The sequence below is a fragment of the Pseudomonas sp. NFR09 genome (assembly GCF_900111535.1).
In the GTDB taxonomy this organism is placed as follows: domain Bacteria; phylum Pseudomonadota; class Gammaproteobacteria; order Pseudomonadales; family Pseudomonadaceae; genus Aquipseudomonas; species Aquipseudomonas extremorientalis.
In genome coordinates, this window is record NZ_FOIH01000015.1 from 37,126 (window position 1) to 61,661 (window position 24,536).

23 protein-coding genes are annotated in these 24,536 nt (G+C 64.6%); 9 read left to right on the forward strand and 14 right to left on the reverse strand.

The features are described from left to right. Positions 1–5: 5 nt before the first annotated feature. From BMX59_RS26950 to BMX59_RS26995, 10 genes are all read right to left on the reverse strand, one after another. On the reverse strand, positions 6–944 hold the full coding sequence (locus BMX59_RS26950; protein WP_256573004.1) for a metal ABC transporter solute-binding protein, Zn/Mn family: 939 nt from the start codon (positions 942–944) through the stop codon (positions 6–8). Beyond that, positions 941–1,846: a metal ABC transporter permease gene (locus tag BMX59_RS26955; RefSeq protein ID WP_093127852.1), complete on the reverse strand. Its 906-nt coding sequence runs from the start codon at positions 1,844–1,846 to the stop codon at positions 941–943. The genes BMX59_RS26950 and BMX59_RS26955 overlap by 4 nt, the downstream gene beginning before the upstream one ends. Beyond that, entirely contained in the window at positions 1,843–2,511 is a 669-nt protein-coding gene (locus BMX59_RS26960) for a metal ABC transporter ATP-binding protein (RefSeq protein ID WP_093127855.1), read from the reverse strand. Before BMX59_RS26960 ends, BMX59_RS26955 begins: the two co-directional genes overlap by 4 nt. Beyond that, positions 2,511–3,458 carry a metal ABC transporter solute-binding protein, Zn/Mn family gene (locus BMX59_RS26965; protein ID WP_071489623.1) on the reverse strand — a complete coding sequence of 316 codons (948 nt, stop codon included), beginning with the start codon at positions 3,456–3,458 and terminating at the stop codon, positions 2,511–2,513. The genes BMX59_RS26960 and BMX59_RS26965 overlap by 1 nt, the downstream gene beginning before the upstream one ends. Next, positions 3,455–4,156 carry a DUF6162 family protein gene (locus BMX59_RS26970; RefSeq protein WP_092249819.1) on the reverse strand — a complete coding sequence of 234 codons (702 nt, stop codon included), beginning with the start codon at positions 4,154–4,156 and terminating at the stop codon, positions 3,455–3,457. The genes BMX59_RS26965 and BMX59_RS26970 overlap by 4 nt, the downstream gene beginning before the upstream one ends. Next, positions 4,156–4,644: a DUF6644 family protein gene (locus BMX59_RS26975; RefSeq protein WP_093127859.1), complete on the reverse strand. Its 489-nt coding sequence runs from the start codon at positions 4,642–4,644 to the stop codon at positions 4,156–4,158. The genes BMX59_RS26970 and BMX59_RS26975 overlap by 1 nt, the downstream gene beginning before the upstream one ends. A gap of 32 nt (positions 4,645–4,676) precedes the next feature. Next, positions 4,677–5,153, reverse strand: coding sequence for a DUF6644 family protein (locus BMX59_RS26980; RefSeq protein WP_092249822.1), 477 nt, complete (start codon positions 5,151–5,153; stop codon positions 4,677–4,679). Positions 5,154–5,174: 21 nt separating this feature from the next. Then, on the reverse strand, positions 5,175–6,662 hold the full coding sequence (locus BMX59_RS26985) for an alpha/beta hydrolase domain-containing protein (RefSeq protein WP_093127864.1): 1,488 nt from the start codon (positions 6,660–6,662) through the stop codon (positions 5,175–5,177). Positions 6,663–6,672: 10 nt separating this feature from the next. After that, entirely contained in the window at positions 6,673–7,419 is a 747-nt protein-coding gene (locus tag BMX59_RS26990; RefSeq protein WP_071489619.1) for a hypothetical protein, read from the reverse strand. A gap of 61 nt (positions 7,420–7,480) precedes the next feature. Next, positions 7,481–7,873, reverse strand: a complete 393-nt coding sequence (locus tag BMX59_RS26995; protein ID WP_071489618.1) for a DUF6152 family protein — start codon at positions 7,871–7,873, stop codon at positions 7,481–7,483. Positions 7,874–8,079: 206 nt separating this feature from the next. On the opposite strand from BMX59_RS26995, the gene BMX59_RS27000 reads away from it, so the two are divergent. Next, positions 8,080–9,417 carry an alginate export family protein gene (locus BMX59_RS27000; protein WP_092249828.1) on the forward strand — a complete coding sequence of 446 codons (1,338 nt, stop codon included), beginning with the start codon at positions 8,080–8,082 and terminating at the stop codon, positions 9,415–9,417. 41 nt (positions 9,418–9,458) lie between these two features. Here BMX59_RS27000 and BMX59_RS27005 read toward each other — a convergent pair whose 3' ends face one another. The 3 genes from BMX59_RS27005 to BMX59_RS27015 form a co-directional block, all read right to left on the reverse strand. Further along, entirely contained in the window at positions 9,459–10,022 is a 564-nt protein-coding gene (locus BMX59_RS27005; RefSeq protein WP_093127871.1) for a cytochrome b, read from the reverse strand. An 84-nt stretch (positions 10,023–10,106) separates the two neighbouring features. Then, the gene (locus tag BMX59_RS27010) at positions 10,107–11,561 is read right to left on the reverse strand and encodes an aldehyde dehydrogenase family protein (RefSeq protein WP_092249855.1); all 1,455 of its coding nucleotides are present in this window, start codon (positions 11,559–11,561) and stop codon (positions 10,107–10,109) included. Between the two features lie 15 nt (positions 11,562–11,576). Further along, complete coding sequence (locus tag BMX59_RS27015) at positions 11,577–12,953, reverse strand: aspartate aminotransferase family protein (protein ID WP_092249834.1); 1,377 nt, start codon at positions 12,951–12,953, stop codon at positions 11,577–11,579. 205 nt (positions 12,954–13,158) lie between these two features. Between BMX59_RS27015 and BMX59_RS27020 the strand changes: the two genes are divergently transcribed. From BMX59_RS27020 to BMX59_RS27035, 4 genes are all read left to right on the forward strand, one after another. Continuing rightward, positions 13,159–14,133, forward strand: a complete 975-nt coding sequence (locus BMX59_RS27020; RefSeq protein WP_071489614.1) for a helix-turn-helix domain-containing protein — start codon at positions 13,159–13,161, stop codon at positions 14,131–14,133. A gap of 207 nt (positions 14,134–14,340) precedes the next feature. Continuing rightward, the gene (locus BMX59_RS27025; protein WP_093127876.1) at positions 14,341–15,789 is read left to right on the forward strand and encodes an APC family permease; all 1,449 of its coding nucleotides are present in this window, start codon (positions 14,341–14,343) and stop codon (positions 15,787–15,789) included. 78 nt (positions 15,790–15,867) lie between these two features. After that, positions 15,868–17,292 carry an aldehyde dehydrogenase family protein gene (locus tag BMX59_RS27030; RefSeq protein ID WP_093127880.1) on the forward strand — a complete coding sequence of 475 codons (1,425 nt, stop codon included), beginning with the start codon at positions 15,868–15,870 and terminating at the stop codon, positions 17,290–17,292. A 3-nt stretch (positions 17,293–17,295) separates the two neighbouring features. Further along, positions 17,296–18,609: an alginate export family protein gene (locus BMX59_RS27035; RefSeq protein ID WP_175486718.1), complete on the forward strand. Its 1,314-nt coding sequence runs from the start codon at positions 17,296–17,298 to the stop codon at positions 18,607–18,609. A 27-nt stretch (positions 18,610–18,636) separates the two neighbouring features. Here the strand turns inward: BMX59_RS27035 and BMX59_RS27040 are convergent, their stop codons facing one another. After that, complete coding sequence (locus BMX59_RS27040; protein WP_071491536.1) at positions 18,637–19,395, reverse strand: IclR family transcriptional regulator; 759 nt, start codon at positions 19,393–19,395, stop codon at positions 18,637–18,639. 212 nt (positions 19,396–19,607) lie between these two features. On the opposite strand from BMX59_RS27040, the gene BMX59_RS27045 reads away from it, so the two are divergent. Genes BMX59_RS27045 through BMX59_RS27060 form a run of 4 tightly spaced genes read left to right on the forward strand, consistent with a single transcriptional unit; the run spans position 19,608 to position 24,526 of the window. Further along, positions 19,608–21,149, forward strand: coding sequence for an acetolactate synthase large subunit (locus tag BMX59_RS27045; RefSeq protein WP_093127886.1), 1,542 nt, complete (start codon positions 19,608–19,610; stop codon positions 21,147–21,149). An 11-nt stretch (positions 21,150–21,160) separates the two neighbouring features. Then, positions 21,161–22,651, forward strand: coding sequence for an aldehyde dehydrogenase family protein (locus BMX59_RS27050; RefSeq protein ID WP_092246166.1), 1,491 nt, complete (start codon positions 21,161–21,163; stop codon positions 22,649–22,651). Between the two features lie 27 nt (positions 22,652–22,678). Then, complete coding sequence (locus BMX59_RS27055) at positions 22,679–23,473, forward strand: SDR family NAD(P)-dependent oxidoreductase (RefSeq protein WP_071491533.1); 795 nt, start codon at positions 22,679–22,681, stop codon at positions 23,471–23,473. 12 nt (positions 23,474–23,485) lie between these two features. Next, positions 23,486–24,526 (forward strand): beta propeller repeat protein, encoded by a 1,041-nt coding sequence (locus BMX59_RS27060; RefSeq protein WP_071491532.1) that lies wholly within the window; start codon positions 23,486–23,488, stop codon positions 24,524–24,526. Positions 24,527–24,536: the final 10 nt, after the last annotated feature.

Genomic DNA, 24,536 nt, shown 5'->3' on the forward strand with positions numbered 1-24,536 from the left:
CACAGTCAAGGGTGTTGCAGGGGGGCGAAGGCCGCCAGCAGGGCGTCCAGGTTCGAACTCAGCAGGGCCTCGTAGCCGTTGCTTGCATCGGCGCCGGTGTCCAGGAGCACCAGGCGTGCGCCACCGTCTTCGATGGCCTTGGCGATCCTGGCGTCCGGCGCCCACTTGTGCACGACGACGCGAATGTCACGCTCGCGCAGGTAGCGGGTCAGCGCAGCACAGTCAGCGTCGCTCCAATCGATGTCCTGCCGTACGAACCAGCCGTCGACATAAATGCCGAACTCGCCGAACAGGTAGATGAATTCGTCGGCCAACGACAGCACGCGCAGGTCCGGCACCGCCAGCAGCCGGGCGCCGTAGTCGGCCTTCAGTCGGCGCAAGCGGCTGTCGAGTGCGGTGAGGTTGCGCTCTATGCGTGGCGCGTCGACGGGAGACAAGCGTTCCAGGTCGGCCGCGATCAGCGCCGACATGCGCATGGCGTTGACGGGGCCGAGCCAGGCATAGGGTGACAGGCCGTCGTCGGCCACTTGCGCGCCCGCCCAGGGCACGTCGTTTGGCGGCACGCGGGCCACGGCTACGCCGGGCTTGATGGCGTCCCAGGAATGTGACGCGTCGATCTCGACGATCCGCAGGTTGTGGCGACGGGCTGCGGCATACAAAGGATCGGCGCGCCACAGGCTGCTCAAGGTGACCACCGCCGTCGCCTGCTCGAACACACTGGCGTCCAGGCGTGACAGCGCATTGGCCTGGCTTTGCAGGGACACCGCCGCATCGGGCGGCACACGCACCACCTCAAGGCGAGTGCCGTCGCCGAGTGCCGAGGTGAGTGCATACAGCGCCGGCAACGCCACCAGCACCTGGTCCGCCTGGGCCAGCAACGGGCCGCCCAGCAGTACCGCCAACAGCGCCAGTCTTGGGCGGCACATAGCATTCAGCCATTTCATACGCTGGCCCCTCTGAACCGGGCCGTGGTCGCCCGAATGACGGTGGTGACGACGAACACCAGTGCCGCAACGATCACGATGGCGCCGCCCGTGGGCACGGGAATGTGGAACTGCATCGGCGCCAGGATGCCGACCACGCAGGAAAACGTCGCGATCAACACGGCGCGGGTTACCAGTGCCGGCAGTGAATGGCTGATGTTGCGGGCCGCCGCTGCCGGTATCAGCAACAGCGCTTCGACGAGCACGGCGCCGATGATTTTCAGGCCGGCCACTGTGACCAGGGTGACCAGCACCACGAACAGGTAGTCGACACTGCGCACCCGCACGCCGCGCGCATGGGCCAGGCTTGGGTTGAGGCTGGCCAGCAGCATGCCGTTGTACAGCGGCAGCCCGATCAGCGCGCAGATCGCGGTGACTACCAGCAACACGTTCATGTCGGTGTGGTCCACCGCCAGGATGGAGCCGAACAGCACGCTCTCCATCACATGGGTGTTGATCTTCGCCGACACGAACAGCAGCAGCGAGGCGCCCATTGCCAGCGAGATCGACAGGAACACGCCGATCAGCGTGTCATTGGCCAGCGTGGTGCGATGCTGGGTGTACTTGAGCGTCAGGGCGAACAGCAGGCAGAAGCCGAACATCGAAAAGTAAGGCGAGGTGTAGGACTCGCCGATCAGCACGCCAATGGCCACGCCGGTCATCGCTGCGTTGCCCACCGATTGGCTGAAGAACGCCATGCGCTTGATCATTACCATCGAGCCGAGCACGCCCAGCAGCGGCCCGATCAGCACCGCGCAGAGCAATGCGTTGATCACGAACTCGTACTCGAAGGGTTGCGGCAGCACGCCCGTCGCAGCGAGCGCCTGGAGGTGCTCGCGAATGAAGTCGTACAGCGCGTTCATCGCACGTTCTCCCATTGGGCGGGGCTGCCATGGAACGACACCCGTTGATTGATCACCGTGACCGATTGCGCAATGCGCCTCACTTGTTCCAGGTCGTGGTTGATCCACAGGATGGTGACGCCTCGGTCGTGCAGTTCGGCGACCAACGCCTCCACCAGGCGCACGCCGGGTTCATCGATACCGGCGGTCGGCTCGTCGAGGATCAACAGCCAAGGCACCGGGCTGATCGCCTGGGCCAGCAACACACGCTGGCGCTGGCCTCCGGACAGACTGCCGAAGGGTTTCGCGCCCATCGCCGCCACGCCGGTACGCGCGAGGGCCGCAGCCCTGAGTGCCTTGGCTGCGCGGCTGGAACCCAGGAAGGCCGGTCGGCGTTGGCCGAGCAAGGCCATCACGTCGTTGACGGTCATCGGCACATTGCGGTCGAAGTCCAGCAGCTGCGGGACATAGCCCAGTGGCGTGGTGATCTCGCCCTCCAGCCGTACCGACCCCGAATGCGGCATCTGGCCCAGCAGTGTGCGCACCAGTGAAGTCTTGCCGCCGCCGTTGGGGCCGACCAGGCAATGCAGGGCGCCGGCCTCGACCCGGAAACTCACGGCATCGAGCACCCGGGTGCCGCCCAGTTGCAGGGACACGTTGTCAAACACGATGGCAGGTCCACACATCACGGGGTGCTCCTGGCTGGCTGGGTGAACTCAATGGCCTGGGCCAGGGTTTCCAGGTTCTCGGCCATGGCCACCTCGAACTCGTCCGCGCTATAGGCGTTGCCGGTGATGTGCGACAGCGCGAAGACCTTCACGCCGGTGGCGGCTTCGATCGGCTTGGCCAGGTCGAGGGAGAAGTTCTTCTCGGCAAACAGTACGCGCACGTTGGCGCGCTTGATGGCCTCGATGGTGTTGGCCAACTGGCGTGCCGTCGGGGCCACGCCATGGCGTGGTTCAATCACCGCGCTGACGAACAGGCCGAACTCCTGCATCAGGTAGTCGTAGCCGGCATGGGTGGTCGCGCAACGGAACGCCGAGAGGTCCAGCGCGGCGAAGCGGGTCATGAAGCGCGCGCGCAACTCGCGGATCCGCGCGGCATACGCCAGGGCATTGTGGCGGTACGTCGCTGCGTTGTCCGGGTCCAGTTCGCCCAGCCGGCGGGCGATCTCGAACACCTGCTGGATCGCCGCGGTGGTGGACACGAACGTGTGTGGGTTGACCACCTTGACCCCGCTTTGATCGCCCGCGATGGGAATCAGGGCCACCGATGCATTGGCCTGGATGATCGGCAACGTCGCCGTGCGCCCGGCGGCCTTTACGATCTGGAAAGCCCATTCATCGTGGCCGATGCCGTTGACCACCAGCACATCCAGGTTCATCGCCCGGGTGATGTCGTCGGGTTGCGGCTGGTAGTTGTGCGGGTTCGCCTCGGGCGGGATCAGCGCAATGACCTGCGCCCGGTCACCGACGATGTTCGCCACGAAACTGTAGTAGGGGTGGAGCGTGACGCCGATCCTGAGCGGTTTGCCCGAGGCGGTCGCGGTGCCTGCGAGTGCAACCACAGGCATCAGCATCAACAGCGCAAGGCATCTGCGCCACCGTGACGGGCGTTGGGTAGCGGTAGTCATGGCTGGGTTCCTTTGACACGTTCGACTTCGCTGGCGCCGTCGTATGGAATGACCTGGCGCCAGCCATCGCCGACCAGCGACTCGGGCTTGACGATGCCAGGGTAGGGCGCGTTCGGGTCGGGATGGACCCAGATCGTCGCTTGGTTGGCCCACATCACACCGGCGTGGGCGTGACCGATGACCAGCAGGTAGGCGCTCTGGCCCGTGGCGCGGCCGCCAACGCCGTAGTACACCGTGGCACCCTGGCCCTGGGTGGCTTGCGACACCTGGTTGGCGCTCGGATCCGCCGGTGCATGGGCGTCGCCGGAAAGCCCGTGGGCCTGGTGGGTACCCGGCAAAATCAACTGCCATTGCACCTCGCCATGGGTCTTCCAGAAACCGTCGCGGTAGAAGGGCGGCAACAGCAGCTTTTGCGCATGCTCCAAGGTGATCCAGCCGCCCGTGTCGTTGTTGAACCAGATGATTTCCTCGCCGGCCGGCAACAGCGCGCTATGGATCGCCTGGTCGACTGCGCCCAGACCGTCGAAGGAGCGCACCTGCCAGCTCAAGGGGATGGGCGGGCCGGCTTTCTGCGGGCGCAGGGTCACATAGCCGGCCACGCCGGCGATCACGGCCAGGGTCGCCAGCAGCAGCGCCAGCGACTCCCAGCGCCCGGAGCGCGGGCGCACCACCGTGATTGCATCGCTCAGGCTGGCCATCAGAGAAACGCAATCCAGCGACCGAGGAAAATCACCCCTGCCCACAGCGCCAGTGAACTGAAACCCGCCACGCGTGCCTGGCTGGGCGGCGGTAGCGTGGTGTCCCATTCGCCGATGCGGCGAAAGGCGCCCAGGTGGAACGCCCCCATGTTCAGCCCGGCCAGCACCAGCAGGCCCATCTTCCACAGGAACGCAGTGTTCTGCACATAGGTCGTGCCATTGGCGCAGAACATCAGCAGGCCGGTCATCACGCACACCACGAACGCGACCCAGGTGTAGGGCAGCAGATCCTGGATCAGCTTCAGCGCACTGCGCCGATGGGAGGCCACGCCCAGCAGGCGCAGGTCCACCACGGCGATGGTGCCGTAGACGATGGCGATGCCGATCACATGCACCGATTCAAGCAATGGGAAGACCGAGCCCGACTCACGGATGAACGCGGCGACGGGAGTGTCCTGGAGGGTTTGCAGCAGCGGTTGGATGTCCATGGCGAGTACCTCAAGGCTTGGGTTGAAAACGCTTAGATCGTGTAGGCGATCCAGCGACCGCAAATGATCACCGCGCACCACAGGCCGATCGACAGCCAGGCCAGCGCCTTGATGGGGCGCGTTTCGCGTTCATCGGGGGCTCGCAGCAGTGGGCGCCGCAGGAGTAACGTCAGGGTGAACGCCGTCACCACCAGGACCATCTTCAGCCAGAACGTGGTGTTGACGAGTACCCGGTCGGGCTCGGCGATGATCATGATCAGCCCGGTGAAGAGCAGGACCATGAGGGCGTTGCGCATCCACGGGTAGTAGCGGCGCACCACACCCCGCAAGGGCTCGTCCGTGGCGAGCACCCCGGCCAGGCGCAGGTCGCTGACCAGCGCCGAGCCGAACAGCACGGTGATGGCGATGATATGAATGCTCTGGACCGTGGGGATGACCCAGAGGACGTCACGGATGGCGGTGCTCAAGGGCGTCGCATAGAGCCAGGCAATGATGAGTGACGATGACATCGGCGTAGCTTCCTCGTGGGGTTAGAAGTCTTGGGGCGTGGCGATCGGGCGCAGGCCCGCCGCATCGTCTGGAAGCAGGTAGCCTTCCTTGACCGACTGGGCCTTGGCCTCTTCGAATTTCTGGGCGTAGCGGTTGAAGGTTCCATAGCGCCGGCCAAGCACGTCCTTCGCATAAGGCACCTTGGTGTCGTAGATCAGCCCGCAGCCGGTCTCCTGGTCGGTGAGGTAAGTCGCGCTGGGCACCTGCACCCACGGTGGGCGCACGCCGCCCAGCAGGTTGCCGGTGGAGGGCGCGCGCGCAGCGGCTTTGCCGTCACGCACCACCCGGGACGCACGGGGCATGGGGGTGCCCTCGCGTACCCATTGATCCATGCGCTCGAGCAGCGCCGACACCACCAGTTCCACCGGTTCGTCGTACAGCGTCTGGCAACGTGGGTCGTCGCCCTTGCCGACATCCGCGGCGAACCGTTCGGTATGCTGCGTGCCGAGGTCGGCCAGGCGCAGGTGGGGCATGCCGGTGACTTCGTAGTAGCGCACCTGCGGGCTGTCGGTGTCCGGCGGCAGGGGGATGCCTTCGAGCACGTCATGCATCAGTTCGGACTGGCTGTAGACGGTCACGAACGGCACGCCCTCGGGCATCCGGCGTGGCAGCCGGATCACGTCGCCACCGACTTCGCCATAGGCCATGCGGCCGGTCATGTAGGCATCGATCAGTGGTGTGTCGTCGGGCATGCGCCATTGCTGGTGGCGGCCCTGGTCGAGGTAGTCCATCCAGACCTGGGCGGTCACCGCCCAGCTGTTCACATACACGCGCTGTACGGCGAAGCCGGCCAGTGGACCTTGTGTCGCCGGGGTCTTGAGCAGCAACGCGAGTTGCGCGCCGATGCCCTGGGATTGCGGCACGAACGGGTCGGGCGCGTTGCCCCGGGTGAAACGTTGCGGGTCGTAATAGGTACCCAGCGGTGCGTACCGTGCGAAGTCGAAGCGGCGCATGAACTCGAAGTTCACGATCCGCCCGTACTGGGTAATCCCATCGGCCTCGGCCGCCGGGGTGTCCGCGATGAACTTCGGATCAACGGCCGGCTGGTTGAGGTTCAGGGTGTACCCGACAAACGCATAGCCGCGCCGCAGCAGGTAGTCACGGGTCAGGATCCAGCCGGCACCGCGCTCGCCGAACCAACTGAACGGCTCGATCACCACGGTGCCGTTGAACCGCGCCGGGTCCGTTGGCTTACGCACCAGGATGCGCGTGGTGTAAGGCGCCTCCAGCAGGGTTTGACCCGCGGCGGTAATGGCCGGGGCGACGCCTTGCAGGTAAAACTCTTCCTCGGTGTAGCCGTACCTGTCGAGGTCGCTGTATTCGGTGCCGGGACGCCTGGCCGACGACAGCGGCAACTGGCCCGACGGCGGGATGGCAATCGCCGTGGGCATGCGTGGCACTTCTGCCCACGCGTTTGCCGTGAGGGCCAGCGATAGCAGCATGCCGCCGAGGATTATCGAGCGTTCCATGCGGTCAACCTCACTCAAGGCTGAGGGACGCCTTGCCCTCGCTGTCGATCACGATCTGGTTGTTTTCGCAGACGTACTCCTGGATGGCGTAGCTGGAGCGTTTGTACTCGAAGGTGAAGCGATAGGGCGTGGCAAGCACCTGCGGGTCTTCGATCAGCACCTGGTCTTCCAGGCGGTCCGGCCCGCGCAGGCGGATGCGTTCGGTGATCTTCATGTCCGGGCCGTGGGGCACGTCATAGAACCGCACATCCGTACGCACCCGCTGGGTCTCCACCACCAGGGTGTCGCCTTCCCAGTGCCCACGGGAATGGCCCTGGTAGAGCGGGTCGAGCTTTTCCTTGGGCGGCATGGCCTGGTTCAAGCGGATGCGGCGGACCTGTTGCAGGTACTCGCCGAGCACGATCACGTCCTGGTCGTCGTGGATGATCTGGATCGGGAACAGCGCCGCCATCAGTGTCGGCATGCCCTCGGGCAGGCACCGCGAGCTGGTGGTGGCCAGCGGCGTCCCGGCTTCGTTGGCCGCCGCCTGTTTCTTCTTGAGTGCGGCGTATTCGGCGGCGTAGGGCGCCTTGAGGTCCATCGGCCCGCCCGGGTGCACAGGGTCGTCCGGGTTCTCGCCGAACCAGTCGTCCGGGGTTCTTTCCCAGGTGCCGCTGATGTCGGGGCGGTGTTTATTCGGTGTTGTCGCGGCGTTGCCGATGCCGGCGCAGGTCACAAGGACCACGGCCAGGGCGAGCAAGGTTCGTGTCGGTTTCATGGGGTGTCTCCACGCGGCGGATCGATGCAGTTCGGATGTCGTGGCACAGGGCAGGGGCGATCTATCCGCCGCCCGAGAGCACCACGTCGCCGATCTTGATCTCGACAAGGAGCCCGCCGGGTTCACCGTTTTTCAGGGGCTTGAAGGACACCTCGGCAATGTCGCCGGCCTTGATCGAGTCCGCGCTCCAGCCGGTGCGTTGCAAGGCGTTGACGCTGCCGGTCTCGATCTTGTAGCGCTGGGGCGGTGGTCCGTCGGCATCGAGGTAAAGGGTGATGTGGGGGTTGGTCCAGGCGAAGCGCTCCACCACGCCCTTGACCGTGACCGTGCGGGTCTGGTCGAACAAGGCGAACGAATGGTGGGCGGTGGCGACCGACGACAGCACGCTGCAGGCAGTGAGAGTCAGCAGACACAGCGCCTGACGGAACAGCGGGGAGGGGGATGAAACGCTCATGACGGGTGCCTCGTTTTTTTTATGGTTCTTATGGGCCCAGCATAGGGGGATGGCGTTCTCGGGCCGTAGCCCAAAACGGCAACCAATGAGGGAGGAGGGGGGAATGTTTTGAGCAGCCCCGCACATGCTGATTTGGGTTACCGCCTGCACGCCGCAATCGGAACACTCGTGTCTCGCCTCATAAATATAAAAACAGGAGAGACGTCATGCGCACACCCCCCTATGCCCCCCTGCTTTCGCTGGTTGCACTCTGTGCCTTCGAGCCGCAGGCCCACGCCTACACGCTCTATAACGAAGACGACGGCGGCACGCTGTTGAACGCGGAACTGGGCGCCGGCTTTGGCTGGTTCGGCAGCACCCGCAACTACCTCGGCGACCCGCAGAAGGCGCCCGGCAGCATGCGTTGGCAGGAAGGCTATGCCAAATATGGCCTCAACGGCTCGACGGACAAGCTCATCGCCGGGTCGGTCTACGGCGGGTTCAGCCTGCTCAGCTCCGGCACCTGGGGCGATGGCGACACCGGTGCGATCACTGCCGGCAACGAGCGCCGCACCGCGGTGGAAGATGCCTTCCTGGGCTGGCGCTCAGGTGACCTGGTGCCCGCCCTGGGCCAGGACGGCGTCGACTTTTCCTTCGGCCGCCAGCTGGTGACGGTGGACGGTTTCCTGATCACCGACGATGGCTTCAACCCCGGCAATGCCTTCAGTCCCATCGAGGGGGTGCGTGACGGGCGCTTCAACCGTGGCGGCGCGTTCTACCTGGGCCAGCGCCTGGCGTTCGGCAACACGGCGGTGCTCAAGTTGGGTGGCAAGGATGGCCTTCACGGCAGCCTGATCTGGCTGAAATCGGATAACCCCGGACAGTCCAAGACCGAAGTGGCGGCCGCCACGGTTGACTACACCACACCCCTCGGCTCCATCGGCTCTACCTACGTTCGCGGTCTGGATGTGGAGGAGCGCTACGCCTTCGGTGATCGGCTCGAGCGCAAGGGCATGAACATCTACAGCCTGCGCGGGCAGGGTAATGCCGGGATCGAGAATGCCGACTTCGCCTTCGAAGTGGCGCGCCAGGAAAAACGTTCCGGCTCGCAGCGGGCGATGTTCTTCGACGCGGGCTATACCTTCGCCGACGTCAAATGGCAGCCGACCGTGAGTTATCGCTATTCGCGTTATTCCGAAGGCTGGGATTTCCTGTTCCAGGGTGGCTACCGCAAACGCTACCAAGGTGAGATAGCGACGAATTACGCCGGTTCCGTGACCTCGAACATGCGGATCAACGATGTGCTGCTCTCCGTCCGGCCCACCGATAAATTGACCCTCAATGCGATGGCCTTCGATTACCACCAGCTTTCCCGCAAGCAGGACCGGGATTTCAGCGCCCGCGAGGTCGACCTGTTCCTGGACTGGATGGTGACGGATAACATCACGCTGTCACCGCTGATCGGCTTCTACAAACCCGAGAAGTGGTTGGGCAATGGCGGTCTGCAAAGTGGCAGTGCGTCGACCAACACCTACATGCAGTTCATTGTCTGGGTGACGTTCTAGAAGGGAAGGGCGTCGGCGCCTGGCGCCGACGCCTGGTTGTTTCAGAGCATGCGGCGCAGCACGTCGTTGCGCGGGTCTTTGTCGTAGAAGCGGTGCTTGAGCGCCCCTGCGATGTGCAACACGATCAGCACCAGCAGGGTATAGGCGAGTGTTTTGTGCAGCCATTGGAACACCACGAACCAGTCGTCATTCTTCGGCAACAACTCGGGCAGGTTGACCCCGAAAAAGAACACACCGTCGCTCATGGTGAAGGTGCTCGACATGGAGTAGCCCATCAGCGGCACGATCACCAGCAGCGCATACATCGCACGTTGGGTCAGCCGGGATAACACCTGTTCGTAGCGTTCCAGGGTTTGCAGCGGTTGCGGAATATTCGGAGTGCGCAAGCGCACGGCGATCTTGGTCAACACCAGCAGGAACGCCAGCACCCCAAAGGATTTGTGCCAGGGGTAATAGAGCTCGAATTTGCTCGCCACTTCATCATTCATACCGGTCATGTGCCAGCCGGCCCACAGCAGGCCGACGACGAGCACAGCGCGCACCCAGTGCAGCAGGCGCAGGGATGTTGGATAACGATCGATTATGGTCGGGTTTTCTGGGTTCATCACGGTCTCTCCAACGATCATCAAAATGCACCTTTGAGTGAGCCACCCTGGCGATATCGAGGGTGGCTCGCTCAGTGCGCTGGCTCAGCCGGGCATCAGTACGGTGATCACCTTCTCTTCGGTGTAGGCCAGCGCGCCACTGAAGCCGCCTTCACGTCCGATCCCGCTGGTCTTGACGCCGCCCCAGGGCAGGTTGGCGTCCAGCGGGCTCCAGCAGTTGATGCCCACCGCGCCGGCTTTCACCGCTGCGGCGACACGGTGCGCACGCACCAGGTCGGTGGTCCACACCGTGGCGGCGAGGCCATAGGTGGAGTCGTTGGCCAGCGCGATGGCCTCGTCTTCCGTGTCGAAGGGGATCAGCGTGCCCACCGGGCCGAATATCTCGTCCTGGGCAATCGCCATGTCGTTGCGGGCGTTGGCGAAGATCGTCGGGCGCACGAACCAGCCGCGTGCAGGGGTGGACACGCCGCCGGCCAGCAGCGTAGCACCCTGGTCGATGCCCAGCTGGATGTAGCGGTTGACGCGATCGAACTGCGCTTTCTTGGCCACCGGCCCCATCTGTACGCCGGGCTGGCGCGGGTCGCCCACGTTGACCGCCTGGGCCGCTTCGGCCAGCGCCGCGCCGAAGCGCTCGGCGAGGCTGCGCTGGACGAGGATGCGCGAACCGGCCGCACACACCTGGCCCTGGTTGGCGAACAGGCCAAGGGCACAACCGCGCAAGGCGTCATCGAAGGAGGCGTCGTCGAAGACAATCTGCGGGCTCTTGCCGCCCAGTTCCAGGGCCACGCGCTTGAACAGCACGCCGGCAGTGCGCTGGATCTCGCGGCCGGCCTCGGGGCTGCCGGTGAAGCTGATCTTGGCGACGTGTGGGTGTTCGCACAGGGCGCGGCCCACTTCGGCGCCGTAGCCTGTGACCACGTTGATCACACCGTCCGGGAAACCCGCTTCCTGCGCCAGCGCCGCCAGGTGCAGGGCCGACTGCGGGGTCTCTTCCGATGGCTTGACCACCACGGTGCAGCCTGCCGCCAGCAACGCGGCGAGCTTCCAGACCGTGATCATCAATGGCGAGTTCCACGGCACGATAGCGCCGACCACCCCCACCGGCTCGCGTACGGTGTACGAGAGGGTGCGGGTGCCGAAGTAGCCGCCGGTGGGGATGGTGCGTCCTTCGAGCTGGTTGGCCCAGCCGGCAGCGGCGCGCAGGTGGGCGATCGCATTGGGCAGGTCCATGCGGCGCGGCTCGATGGGGGAGCGGCCGATGGCGTTGGCGTCAAGGTCGGCGAGCCGTTCGCTGTCGCGCTCTACCAGATCCGCCAGTTTCGACAGCAGCCGGCCACGCTGGGCGCCGTCGAGTTGGCTCCAGGCGCCCCGTTCGAGTTGCTCGAGCGCAGCACCCACGGCGCGGTTGACGTCGTCGGCCGTGCCGCGTGCCGAACGGGCGTAGACCTGTTCCGTGACCGGATCGATAAGGTCGATGCGGCGTCCATCGGAGGCTTCAAGCGACGCGCCGGCGATGAAGTGATTCAAGTGTTCAGTCATGTTGCGCTCCATGAGTCATGCCTTGAGGGCGGCCAGGGCGTCGCCGAAGATGTCCAGTGCCTTGAAGAACAGCGAACGGGAGATGGTCAGCGACGGCATCACGCGCATCACGTTGCTGTAGCGACCGCAGGGAATCATCAGCACGCCGTGGTTGAGCAGGTAGCCCATGAGCTGGCCGATCTTTTCACCCGCCAGGGGCGCCTTGGTGACTGGGTCTTCGACCAATTCGATACCGATCATCAGGCCGCGCCCGCGCACTTCGCCGACCAGTGGGTTGTTGAAGCCGCGAATATAGGCCTGGGCTTCCAGGCCCAGCGCGTGGGCACGGTTGAGCAGGTCCAGTTCCGGGTCCTGCAGGATGCTGATGTTGGTCAGCGCCACGGCCGCCGACAGCGAGTTGGCGGCGAACGTGTTGGGCATCGAGCCATCGGGAATCTTTGCCGCCAGGTCCGAGCGCATGATCAGGCCGGCCATCGGCAGATCGCTGCCGATGCCTTTGCCGAAGGTGAGCATGTCCGGTTTCACGCCCGAGTGTTCCACCGCCCACATCTTGCCGGTGCGCCCGGCGCCGGATTGCACTTCATCGACGATCAGCAGGGTGCCGCTGCGGTCGCAGGCCTTGCGCAGCAGTTGCAGGAACTCCGGCGAAGGCGGCACGTAGCCGCCTTCGCCCTGTACCGGTTCCACGATCACTGCGGCCACATCATCGGCGGCGGTGTAGGGCGTGTTCAGCAGGTAGTCCACGTAGTCGCCGGCGATCTGCTCGGCGCTCTTGTGGGTGGTGTCGAACGGGAAGCGGTAGGCATACGGGTAGGGCGCGTGAATCACACCGCCCATCTGCGCGCCGTAGCCTTTGCGGTAGGCAGTGCCGGTGGTCAGCGCGCCCGACGCGTTCCACACGCCGTGGTAGCCGCCGTGGAAAGCAATGATCTGGTGCCGCCCGGTGATGCGCTTGGCGAACTTGATCGCGGCTTCCAGTGCATCGCTGCCGCTTTGGGTGAAAAAGGTGATGCAGTCACCACGCAAGCCGTCCGGCGCGATCTCGGACATCTTGGCGGCCAGCTCGGTGCGCCGGGTGCTGTTGATTTCCAGGGCATGCATCAGTACTTCGGACTGTTCGCGGATGGCCTGCACCACTTTGGGGTGGCAACGGCCCACGCTGCTGACGCCGACACCGGCGGACAGGTCAATGTAGGTATTGCCGTCCGGGTCCTTGAAGGTTGCGCCGAACGCACGGTCCATGGCCACCGGCATGCGCCCGCCGCCACGGGCCATCGACTCGGTGCGCGCCGACAACGCCAGGGCTTCGCTGGCCTTGGGGCCGGGCAGGGCGCTGGAGAGGATGCGCGGGGCATCCGCGAAGTGCAGGGATTCTAGTGTGGCTTCACTCATGACGGTCTCTCTGACAGGTCGATTTACGTGTGCCGATCATCTCCGGTGCGCGTTCCAGACCGGTATCCCGAATCGGCACCTATACACGTGCCTGCTCCAGCCCGCCGGCTATCCCATAAACGATTTGCAGGACGTGTGCTATGTGCGACTATCGAGCGCAGCGGCGATCAAAAAACAAGAATTTCTGGCAGAGGCTTGCGACTCCATGAAAAATCAGACGATCAGCCATTTTCGCGATATCCATGTGCATGCAGCCACCGTCCAGCAGTGGAGCCAGGACTACAGCCAGCTGACCGCCGGCTCCGCCGAAAGCACACTGATGCAGCTGACGACCGCCGGCTGCCACTTGTTCCTCGAACAGATCAACCAGCGTGTGGTGCAGAACGGCGTGGCCCCTCGGGGCAAGATGTGCTTCGCGGTGCCGATCAACGTGCCCGGTTCGATCCGCATGCAGGGGCGCGACGTGGACGACAGCAGCCTGTTCTTCCTGCACGGTGGCGAGGAGTTCATGTTCCACATGCCGATGGGCATGGAGCTGCTGTCCATCACCTTCGAGCGTGAGCTGTTCGAGCAGGCGCTGGAGCAGACCGCGTCGGCGAAGGAACTCAACCTGCTGCTGCGCCAGCCGGTGATCAAGGTGTCGCCCCAGCGTTTCGCCCAGGCTCGCCGCCGATTGCTCGCGTTGTTCTCCCAGGCCCTGGCCGACGATGACCTCGACAGCACGCGCGATCGGGAGCGAGAGATGGTGCTGGAACAGGCGATGCTCGGTGAGCTGCTGCAACTGATGACCGACCCGGCCTGTGACAAGCAGCAGCGCAGCCCCAGCTCTACGCGCAGTTTCATTGTCGAGAAATGCCACCGCCTGACCACCACGGAAATGATCAACGTGCCCAGCGTGATCGAGTTGTGCCAGCGGCTCCAGGTGAGTCGGCGCACCGTGCAGAACAGCTTCCGTGCGGTGGCCGAGACCACGCCGCTGAACTACCTGCGCTCGGTGCGGCTCAACGGCGTGCGCCGGGCCTTGATGTCGACCCGTGCCTGCGACCTCTCCATCGGCGATGCCGCTGCCCAGTGGGGTTTTTACCACCTGAGCCATTTTGCCGCGGAGTACCAGGAACTGTTCGCCGAGCTGCCGTCCCAGACGGCCCGCGCCGCCATCAGCGGTTTTGCGCGCGGCTGAACCTTCACCGATTTTGAACGACCTGAGAGCACCTTCGCTGCTTGCGCAAGGTGAGGACGTGCGTGACCGATTTGGGCTACCGCGACGTTCGTTGGCAGGCATAGGATCGATTCCAGCGTGCAACAACAACGATAAGCGACTCGGTGACGGTGAGCGGTTGACTGCGCCGATCCAACAGCGACTGCCTCATACAATAAGGTCAACAACATGAGTGTATCTCTCCCGGTCACCCCCTCCACGGAGCTCAAGCGTGGCGCCCTGGGCGTGGGCTTCATCATTTTCTTTGTGGTCTCGGCGGCGAGCCCGTTGAGCGTGATCGCCGGTGGCTTCCCGATTGGCATCATGCTCGGCAACGGCGCCGGTACCCCGGCATTGCTGATCCTGGCCCTGCTGGTGCTGCTGGCGTTCTCGGTGGGTTACACCACCATGTCCAAGCACCTGACCAATGCAGGCGGCTTTTATGCCTTTACCTCCCGTGGCCTGGGTGGCTTGGCCGGTGGGGCGGCGGGGGTGCTGGCGATGTTTGCCTACAACATCCTGCAGGTCGGCTTGTATGGCATGTTCGGCGGGGTGGTCAGCGGCACCATGGCCAGTGTGTTCGGCCTGGAGTTGCCGTGGTGGGCGTACTCGCTGCTGGCGATGGCCAGCGTGGCGATACTGGGCTATCGCAAGATCGACCTGTCGGCGCGGGTGTTGTCGGTGGTGGTGATTGCCGAGTACCTGGCGATCCTGATCCTGGATTTCGCGATCCTCAGGTCAGGCGGTGACAGTGGCGTCAACCTGGCGTCGTTCAGCAGCCATCACGTATTCAGCGGCACGCCGTCCATTGGCCTGCTGTTCTGCTTCGCGGCGTTCATCGGCTTCGAGGCCACGACCATCTACGGCGAAGAGGCGAAGAACCCGCAACGCACCATTCCGATTGCCACCTACTGTTCGGTGCTGCTGATCGGCGGGTTCTACGCGTTGTCGGTATGGTCGATGGTGGTGGGCGTCGGCGCGGACAAGATCGTGCCGCTGTTGCAGTCCTTGCAGGATCCGACGACCTTTATCTACGGCATGTCCGACCATTTTGTCGGCCCGCAGCTGACCCAGGTCATCCGCGTGCTGTTCATGGTGAGTATCTATGCCGGGCTGCTGGCGTTCCACAACGCCGCCGCGCGTTACTTCTATGCGATTGGCCGCGATGGGTTGCTGCACAGCCTGCTGGGCACCACCCATCGCGTGCACCAGAGCCCGCACATGGGCTCGGCCTTGCAGAGTCTGATCGCAGCAGTGGTGGTGCTGATTTTTGCCGCCATGGATGCCGATCCGATCCTGCAACTGTTCGCCTGGCTGTCCAACCTGGCGACGCTGTGCGTCATCCTGCTGATGGCGCTGACGTCGGTGGCGGTGTGCGTGTACTTCCAGCGTCATCCCGAACTGAACGTCGGGCTCTGGCGTGGGCGTATCCTCCCCGTTTTCTCCAGCCTGGCCCTGGTGTCGGTGCTGGTGCTGGCGGTGGTGCACTTCGACGTGCTGACCGGGGCCAGCAAGCTCCTGTCCTATGGCCTGTGCGCGATCATCCCCGTGGCCCTGATCATCGGGGTTTACCTCGCCGCACGCTTGCGCAAACTCTCGCCGCAGCGCTTCCACGCGTTGGGCAGCCACAAGCTCTGAGCCACACCCGATCATCCAGATAAAACCGGCCTGCCGTCCTTCGGCCAGGCCCGCCAGCGTGTGAAAGGAAGGTTGCAAATGCACAACTACAAGATGCTTATCAACGGGGCCCTGGTGGCCGGTGAGCAGGGGCGGTTCGAAGTGGTCAACCCGGCCACCGGGGCGGTGTTCGCCCACTGCCCGGCAGGTTCTTTGGGGCAACTCGACCAGGCGGTGGAGGCCGCGCAGGCGGCGTTCAAAAGCTGGCGCCACAGCAGCCACGCCGACCGCAGCGCACGCCTGCTGGCGATTGCGGCGGATATCGAACGGGAGGCCGATGCACTGGCCCGGCTGATCGTGCAGGAACAAGGCAAACCGCTGGAACTGGCGTTTTCCGAAGTCATGGGCGCGGCCGCCTGGACCCGCTACGCGGCGGGGCAAGACATTGCCGTGGAGCTGGTGGAAGACACCCCCACCCAACGCATCGAGTTGCACCGCAAACCCTTGGGCGTAGTGGCCTCGATCACGCCGTGGAACTGGCCGTTCATGATCGCCGTGTGGCACATCATGCCGGCATTGCGGGCCGGTAATTGCGTGATCAGCAAACCGTCGAGCCTGACGCCGTTGAGCACCCTGGGCCTGGTCGACATCATCGCCCGCCATGTGCCCCACGGCGTGATCAATTGCGTGACGGGCGAGCAAGGCTTCGGCAGCGCGATCACGGCGCATCCAGGCATCCAGAAGATTGTCTTCACCGGCTCCACCGCCACCGGGCAAAGCGTGATGCGCGGCGCTGCCAGTAACCTCAAGCGCCTGACCCTGGAGCTGGGCGGCAACGACGCGGCGATCATCCTGCCGGGCACGCCGGTGCAAGAGGTGGCCGAGGCGATCTTCCAGGCGGCGTTTCTCAACATGGGGCAGACCTGCGCCGCCCTCAAGCGCCTGTATATCCACGAGTCGCAATACCAGGCCTTCGCCGAGGCGCTGACGCAGATCGCGGCGCGCCAGGTGGTGGGGGATGGCCTGGAGGCCGGGGTCACCTTCGGTCCGGTGCAGAACCTGGAACAGCTGGCGCTGGTGGAAGCCCTGGTCGACGACGCACGGGCCAACGGCGGGCGGGTGCTGTGCGGCGGCGCACGCCTGGATCACCCCGGTTTTTTCTATCCCCCCACCCTGGTGGCCGACGTCACCGACGGTCAGCGCCTGGTCGACGAAGAGCAGTTCGGCCCCGTGCTGCCGCTGATCGCCTACCGCGACGTGGAAGACGTGCTGCGGCGCGCCAATGCCGGTGACATGGGCCTGGGCGGCTCGGTGTGGGGGCCGGATGTCGAACAGGCCCAGCTCCTGGCCAGCCGCCTGGAGAGTGGGGTGGCGTGGGTCAACTGCCATGCGCAGATCCAGCCGAACACGCCGTTTGGCGGCAGCAAGATGTCCGGGTTTGGCGTCGAGTTCGGCCTGGAAGGCCTGCTGGAGTTCACCGGTCAGCAATTGCTGTTTGTTCGCAAGCCAGCACAAGGAGCCTGAGCCATGCACCCTCCACTTATCGGCCCCGCGCTGGCGTGCACCCTGGTGCTTTGCGCCTTCCCGTCCGCGCATGCCTATGAGCTGTACAGCGATGACAGTCGTCACCTCAACGCCGACATGACCGCGGTGTTCGGGCAATTCAACAGCCGCAAGAACTACGACGGCACTCCCGGCGGTTCTACCTGGCGCGAGGGTTTTATCAAGTATGGCTTGAGTGGCGACCAGGCCCTCGCCGGCAACGGCACCGCGTACGGTGCCTTTGCACTGCTCAGTTCCGCTACCTGGGGCGATGGCGACCCGGCAGGCAACACCCTGGGCACCGAGCGCACCACCAAGATTGAAGACGCGTACCTCGGCTGGCGGTCCGACGATCTGTTCCCGGCGCTGGGCAAGAACGGCGTGGATATTTCCGCTGGGCGCCAGGTGGTCAAGCTGGGTCGTGGGTTCCTGATCAACGATGACGGGCCGAACCTGGGCAAGGGCGCCGCCGATGGCAAGCTGAACCGCGGGGGGGCGTTCTACCTGGCGGCGCGGCATGCGTTCGACCAGACCGCGTATGTGCGCCTGGGTGGGCAGGACGGCCTGCATGGCAGCCTGCTGTGGTTGAAGTCCGACAACCGCGCCCAGGCCGAAACCGAACTGGCCGCCGGTACGCTGGACTACACCGCCCAGCCGGGGACGATCGGGCTGACCTGGATCCACGGCATCAACGTGAACGATCAATGGGCCAGTGACTTCCAGCGCCAGCGCAAGGGCATGAATGTCTACAGCGTGCGCGGTGAGGGCGATGCGGGCGTCAAGAACGTCAGCCTGGCATTCGAGTACGCCTGGCAGGACAAGGACGCCGGCCCGCAAAACGCCTGGTACGGCGAGGCAGGCTACACCTTTGCCGATAGCGCCTGGTCGCCCAAACTCACGTACCGTTATGCGCGCTACTCACAGAAGTGGGACTCGTTGTTCACCGGCCAGAGCCTGGGGTACGGCACCTGGCTGCAAGGCGAAGTCGCCAGCAACTACTCGGGGCCGTTCAACAGCAATACACGGGTCCAGCATGTCGGGTTGAAGGCGACCCCGCTGGAAACCCTGACCCTGGGCGCGCTGTTCTTCGATTTCGACACCGTGCGCAAGCGCGATGCAATCAACCTCACTGCCCGGGAACTGGACCTGTATGCCGAATGGGCGGTCAACCCGCACCTGATCGTCACCCCGCTGGTTGGCCTGTACAAGCCCGAGAAGGACGCGACCACGGGCGGTAATCAGGTGGGGGGCAATGGCACCAATGTGTACAGCCAGGTGACCGTGGCCGTGCCGTTCTGAGCATGGCTGGGTACGGCGTTGGGATACCTATGCCGTTCTGGTGGTAGGCGGGTTGCGCATGTTGTCGGCGATCCGTCGCGTGGTGTCCATGACCATCTCTATCACGGTTTCCTGGCGCAGCAGCTTGAAGCTTTGCGTGCTGCCGACGGCCGACAGGCTGCCGACCACTTCGTCCAGGTCGGTCTGGATGATGGGCGCGGCGATACCGGTCAGGCCCAGGTTGAGCTCATCGTGGGTCAGGCAGTAGCCGTCCTTGCGGATCTTTTTCGCGGCCTTGTTGAACCCCGCCCAGTCGTAGGGGCTGGCGGGGTCGTTGGCCAGGTGCTCGTCGAACAGGCGTTGCAGGCGACGGCCTTTCTGGTAGGCGATCAACACCTTCGACTGCGCGCCGCGAAAGAACGGCAACGGTTGCCCACGCCCGAATGCAAAGTGATAGGTGTCGGTGGGCTCGGCGATGTAGGTGTTGATGATGCGCCCGTCATAAAACACGCTGGCAAACACCGCCAGGCCCGTTTGCGCGGACAACTCGTGCATCAGCTCGCGCCCGGCGAGCAGGATCGGGTCGTACTGGCGCATCTTCCAGTCCAGCTCGATCACCCGTGGGCCCAGGCCATAGCTGCCGGCATCCACGCGGGTCAGCAGGCCGGCATCGCACAAGTCCTTGACGTAGCGGTACACGGTGGCCCGTGACAGGCCCATGCGCTCGGCGATGGTGTCGGGGTCGATCTTCAATGTCTGTGGGCCGAACAGGTCCAGGACGCTCAGCAATTTGCTCAGGCTGCTCATTTCGTTCCTAAAAAGGGGAGGGGCACGTGCTGCGTTCCGCTGGCGCAACACTACCGCAGTGAAAGAAAAACGCAATCTTTTGTGCTTTTGAGGTCGCAAAAAAATCACATAAATCTCACTAAATGAGACAGATCAAAATAAAATGCTTGTTGATTGATTTTTTGTGTGTGATAAATCTCATCACTGCAAACGCTCAAGCAAGAGGGCTGAAAATGAATGGTGCGCAACTGATAGTGAATGCGGCTGCGGCAAGCGGTATCGAGTACTGCTTCGCCAATCCCGGAACCACCGAAATTCCATTGGTGGCGGCGATGGCCAGCGCACCTGCACTCAAGCCGGTGTTGTCGTTGTTTGAAGGGGTCTGCACCGGCGCGGCGGACGGCTATGGCCGGATTGCCGGCAAACCGGCCATGACCCTGACCCATCTGGGGCCCGGGTTCGCCAACGGCATCGCCAACCTGCACAACGCACGGCGCGCCAACACTCCCATCGTCAACGTGATCGGCGATCACGCCTCCTGGCACGTCAACTACGACCCGCCGCTGGCCAGTGACATCCAGGCCCTGGCAGGCGCGGTCTCCGGCTGGGTGCGCACCTCGCGCACGGCGTCGGGGGTGGGCGAGGATCTGCAGGAAGCCATGCGCGCGGCCTGGCAGGCCAAGGGGCAGATCGCCAGTTTGATCCTGCCCATGGACCTGCAAGCCCATGCCGTGACCCACAGCGGTGTATTCGCCCCGATCCGCCCGCCGGTCCGGCGCTTTGCCGGCGACCGCATCGAGAGCGTGGCCAAGGCCCTGCGTGACGGCCTGCGCCTGGTGTTTATCGTCGGCGACGAAGGCTTGTCGGTTGCCGGCCTGGAAGCGGCGGGGCGCCTGGCGCAACTGCCGGGCGTGCGTCTGTTCGCCGAGACCTTTCCACGCCTGAGCTACCGTGGCGGTGGCCTGCCGGACCTGGACCGCCTGCCGTACTTCCCGGAAGTGGCGATTGAAATCCTCGAACAATACGACCTGGTGGTGTGCGCCGGCGTGCCGGAGCCCATCAGCTACTTCGGCTACGAAGGCATCCCGTCGCGCCTGGCCGAACGTGAGCGCCTGCTGGCGTTGGCCGATGTCGGTGACGATGTGGCCGGCGCGCTGACGGCATTGGCCGACGCCCTGGATGCACCCGCTTATGTGCCGACGCCCCAGGGCATCGAACTGCCGCCCGGTCACGCCGAGCTGACCCCACAGTCGGTGGGCCAGTTGCTGGCTGCCGCCCTGCCGGACGACAGCATTGTCTCCGTGGAAGGCGGCACCTGCGGCTATCCGTTCTTCACTGCTTCGGCCCGCGCCGCTCGGCACCGGGTACTGACCAACACCGGTGGCGCGATCGGCCAGGGTATCCCGGTGGGCTTCGGCGCCGCCCTGGCCGAGCGCGGCAACCGCGTGTACTGCCTGCAATCGGACGGCAGTGCCCAGTACACCATTCAAACCCTGTGGAGCATTGCCCGCGAGCAACTGCCAGTGGTGATCCTGATTGCCGCCAACCACCGCTACGCGATTCTGCAGAACGAGTTGCGTCGTTTCGGCATGACCGAACTGGGACCCGAAGCCCTGAAGCTGACGGTGCTCGACAGCCCGCGCATTGACTGGAAAGCCCTGGCCAAAGGCTACGGCGTGCCAGCCAGCACGGTGCACACCAATGCCGAACTGCAACGGGCGCTGGCCAATGCAAATGCCGACGGCGGGCCTTGCCTGATCGAAATGGCGCTGTGAAGGAGTCGACCATGAAGCTGTTTGAAGTACTACCCGCCGTCCAGGCTTTTCTGTCCCAGCCGGGGCGCCTGTTTATCGGTGGCAGTTGGCAGGATGCTGCCGATGGCCGCCGTTTTGCGGTGGAAAACCCGGCCACCGAAGACACCCTGACCGAAGTGGCCCAGGGCGGTGCACGGGACGTGGACGCCGCCGTTGCCGCCGCGCGTTCGGCGTTCAACGGCGCCTGGTCGTTGCAGTCACCGGCCCAGCGCGGCCTGCTGCTGTTCCGCCTGGCGGACCTGTTGGACCAGCACCGCGAAGAACTGGCGCAGCTGATCACCCTGGAAAACGGCAAGCCGATTGCTGCAGCGCGCGGTGAAGCGGCCAGCGCCGCCACCATCCTGCGTTACTTCGCCGGCTGGCCGACCAAGATCGAAGGCAGCACCTTGCCCGTTTCACCGGCCAGCGGCGCGCCGATGCTCAACTACACCCTGCGTGAACCGGTGGGGGTCTGCGCGCTGATCGTGCCGTGGAACTTCCCGCTGAACATGTGCGTGTGGAAGCTCGGCCCGGCGCTGGCCACCGGTTGCGTCGCGGTGCTCAAGCCTGCCGAACAAACGCCGCTGGTTGCGATCCGCCTGGTGCAGTTGATCGAGGCGGCGGGGTTCCCGGCCGGCGTGGTCAACCTGGTCACCGGCCTTGGCGCCGAAACCGGTGCGCCGCTGGCGGAGCATCCCGATGTGGACAAGATCGCCTTTACCGGCTCGACCCAGGTCGGCCGGCTGATCGCGCAAGCGGCCACGCGCAACATGAAAAAGGTCTCGCTGGAACTGGGCGGCAAGTCGCCGAACATCATCCTGCCCGACGCCGATATCGTGCGCGCCGCCAAAGGCGCCGCCGATGGCATTTTCTACAACCAGGGCCAGGTGTGCACCGCCGCTTCGCGGTTGTACGTGCACGCCAGCGTGCTGGACCAGGTCCTCGAAGAACTCGAACGGCACGCCGCCGCCCATGTCCTCGGCAATGGCCTGGACCCGGCCAGCAGCATGGGCCCGCTGGTTTCCGGGCGCCAGCTGGCGACGGTCAAGGGCTACCTGCAACGCGGCCAGGAAGAGGGCGCCGAACTGATCTGCGGTGGCGGGCGTCCGGCCCACCTGGAGCGTGGCCACTTCATTGCGCCCAGTGTGTTCCTGGATCGCGCCGAGGCGGCCTGCGTCGCCCGCGAAGAAATCTTCGGCCCGGTGCTGACGGTAATGAGCTGGACCGAAATCGATGACCTGGTGCTGCGCGCCAACGATTCGCCCTATGGCCTTGCGGCCGGCCTGTGGACCCGCGACCTGCGCTCGGCACACCGCGTGGCGGCGCAACTCAAGGCGGGCTCGGTGTGGGTCAACTGCTGGAACGTGGTCGATGCGGCCTCGCCATTCGGCGGCTACAAGCAATCCGGCTGGGGCCGGGAAATGGGTAAGAACGTGATCGATGCCTACACCGAGACCAAAAGCGTGTTTGTCGATCTGGCCTGAACTGAATAATCACACGAGGTAATTGTTATGGATCTGGAATTGAAAGGCCGCGTGGCCATCGTTACCGGTGGCGGCATGGGCATCGGCAAGGAAGTCGCACGTTTTCTCTCCGAAGAAGGCTGCAAGGTGGTGATCTGCGCGCGCCGCATGGCGTTCCTGCAACTGGCCGCCGAAGAGATCAGCGCCCAGACCGGCAACGAAGTGCTGCCGCTGTTCTGCGACACCAATGAGATGTCCGCCGTGTCGGAAATGGTCGAAGCCGCCTACAAGCACTTCGGCCGCATCGACATCCTGGTCAACGGTGCCGCTGCGCCGTCTGGCGTAGTGCGCAATGACATCGAACACGCCGGTGACGATGAGCTGCTGTCGGACCTCAACACCAAAGTGATCGGCTACTTCCGTTGCGCCAAGGCCGTGACCCCGCACATGAAGGCCGCCGGCTTCGGTCGCATCATCAACATCGGTGGCCTCACCGGACGCAGTAGCAAGGTGCTGTCGGGCATGCGCAACCTGGCCATCGCCCACATGACCAAGACTCTGTCCGACCAGCTTGGCCCCTCGGGCATCACGGTCAACCTGATTCACCCAGGCGTTGTGGATACCCCGCATATCCAGGAGCTGTATGACCGCGAAGCAGTCAAGCAAGGCAAGACCGCGGAGCAGGTCGAGCAGGCTTACATCGACGCGACGCCGATTCGCCGCACCCTCGCCCCGATTGAAATGGGCTGGCTGATTGGTTTCCTGGCGTCGCCCAAGGCCGGCGCGGTGACCGGCGAGTCCATCGGCATCGACGGCGGTTTGACCCGTGGTATCTATATCTGAGGAGCATCTGTGATGAGTAACGGAACCCTTTTGGTGGCCACCGTCGGGCAAGCGGTGATCCGCAGTGCCGACGATGGCCGTACCTGGCATCGCCTGGGCCTGGGGCAGGACCTGGAATTCGATGCGATCACTCGCTCACTGAGCCTGCACCCCGACGCGCCCGAGGTGATTTATGCCGGCACCGACGTGGGCTTGTGCGTCAGCCGTGACACCGGCGGCCATTGGCAGCGCGTCGATTCGCCGTTCAACGGGCAGACGGTGTGGAAAGTTGCGGTGGACCCACGGAACGCACAACGGATTTTCGTCGGCACCGGTGCACCTTCCCGCGCTGTGTTGTGGCGCACCCTGGACGGTGGGCTGAGCTGGGATCGGGCACCGGTGGAAATTCCGGAGTTTTGCGACGGCGTCAGTCGCCCACGCCTGCTGGCGTTTGCCTACGACCCGACCGACCCCGACCAGCTGTGGTTCGGCCTTGAAGAGGGTGGGTTGTTCCACTCCCGCGACGGCGGCGACAGCTGGACCCGCGTCGATGACCGCCTGTTGTGGGAGTTCAACTCGGACGTGCACAACATCCTGGTACTGCCCAACCATGGCCAGAAAGTCATCGTGGTGGTCTGCGTCAACGCGGTCTACCGCAGCCTGGACGAAGGGCTGACCTGGACTGGCATCATCGGCCGCGAAGCCTTCGGCCTGTATTACATCCGCGCCATGAACGCGCCGTTGGGCTCGCAAAGCGACCTGTACCTGAGCATTTCCGATGGCACGCCGGGCACCACCAGCAAGATCCTGGTGTCCCGCGATGCGGCGCTCAGCTGGGAAGTGCTGCCGCTTTCCCAGCAGCCCAATTCCTGCGTGTGGGCGATTGCCTTCAACCCGGCCAACCCCCGGCAGATCGTGGCGGGCACCAAGTACGGGCATCTGTTCACCTCCGACAACGGCGGTGACGGCTGGCAGAAACAGTGGCGCGACTTCAGCGAGATCGCCGATGTGCTGTGGACGCCGGCCGTGGCGCAGATCAAGGCCGGGCATCAATCCATCGTCAAGAAGCACTGAGGTATATCGC

Coding starts and splice junctions, on each gene's coding strand:
- BMX59_RS26970 (WP_092249819.1), bottom strand. CDS start 4,156: ATGGCCAGCCTGAGCGATGCAATCACGGTGGTGCGCCCGCGCTCCGGG.
- BMX59_RS27060 (WP_071491532.1), top strand. CDS start 23,486: ATGAGTAACGGAACCCTTTTGGTGGCCACCGTCGGGCAAGCGGTGATC.
- BMX59_RS26960 (WP_093127855.1), bottom strand. CDS start 2,511: ATGTGTGGACCTGCCATCGTGTTTGACAACGTGTCCCTGCAACTGGGC.
- BMX59_RS26995 (WP_071489618.1), bottom strand. CDS start 7,873: ATGAGCGTTTCATCCCCCTCCCCGCTGTTCCGTCAGGCGCTGTGTCTG.
- BMX59_RS26950 (WP_256573004.1), bottom strand. CDS start 944: ATGAAATGGCTGAATGCTATGTGCCGCCCAAGACTGGCGCTGTTGGCG.
- BMX59_RS27050 (WP_092246166.1), top strand. CDS start 21,161: ATGAAGCTGTTTGAAGTACTACCCGCCGTCCAGGCTTTTCTGTCCCAG.
- BMX59_RS27045 (WP_093127886.1), top strand. CDS start 19,608: ATGAATGGTGCGCAACTGATAGTGAATGCGGCTGCGGCAAGCGGTATC.
- BMX59_RS27035 (WP_175486718.1), top strand. CDS start 17,296: ATGCACCCTCCACTTATCGGCCCCGCGCTGGCGTGCACCCTGGTGCTT.
- BMX59_RS27000 (WP_092249828.1), top strand. CDS start 8,080: ATGCGCACACCCCCCTATGCCCCCCTGCTTTCGCTGGTTGCACTCTGT.
- BMX59_RS27005 (WP_093127871.1), bottom strand. CDS start 10,022: ATGAACCCAGAAAACCCGACCATAATCGATCGTTATCCAACATCCCTG.
- BMX59_RS26975 (WP_093127859.1), bottom strand. CDS start 4,644: ATGGACATCCAACCGCTGCTGCAAACCCTCCAGGACACTCCCGTCGCC.
- BMX59_RS27025 (WP_093127876.1), top strand. CDS start 14,341: ATGAGTGTATCTCTCCCGGTCACCCCCTCCACGGAGCTCAAGCGTGGC.
- BMX59_RS27020 (WP_071489614.1), top strand. CDS start 13,159: ATGAAAAATCAGACGATCAGCCATTTTCGCGATATCCATGTGCATGCA.
- BMX59_RS26980 (WP_092249822.1), bottom strand. CDS start 5,153: ATGTCATCGTCACTCATCATTGCCTGGCTCTATGCGACGCCCTTGAGC.
- BMX59_RS26985 (WP_093127864.1), bottom strand. CDS start 6,662: ATGGAACGCTCGATAATCCTCGGCGGCATGCTGCTATCGCTGGCCCTC.
- BMX59_RS27010 (WP_092249855.1), bottom strand. CDS start 11,561: ATGACTGAACACTTGAATCACTTCATCGCCGGCGCGTCGCTTGAAGCC.
- BMX59_RS27015 (WP_092249834.1), bottom strand. CDS start 12,953: ATGAGTGAAGCCACACTAGAATCCCTGCACTTCGCGGATGCCCCGCGC.
- BMX59_RS27055 (WP_071491533.1), top strand. CDS start 22,679: ATGGATCTGGAATTGAAAGGCCGCGTGGCCATCGTTACCGGTGGCGGC.
- BMX59_RS27030 (WP_093127880.1), top strand. CDS start 15,868: ATGCACAACTACAAGATGCTTATCAACGGGGCCCTGGTGGCCGGTGAG.
- BMX59_RS27040 (WP_071491536.1), bottom strand. CDS start 19,395: ATGAGCAGCCTGAGCAAATTGCTGAGCGTCCTGGACCTGTTCGGCCCA.
- BMX59_RS26990 (WP_071489619.1), bottom strand. CDS start 7,419: ATGAAACCGACACGAACCTTGCTCGCCCTGGCCGTGGTCCTTGTGACC.
- BMX59_RS26965 (WP_071489623.1), bottom strand. CDS start 3,458: ATGACTACCGCTACCCAACGCCCGTCACGGTGGCGCAGATGCCTTGCG.
- BMX59_RS26955 (WP_093127852.1), bottom strand. CDS start 1,846: ATGAACGCGCTGTACGACTTCATTCGCGAGCACCTCCAGGCGCTCGCT.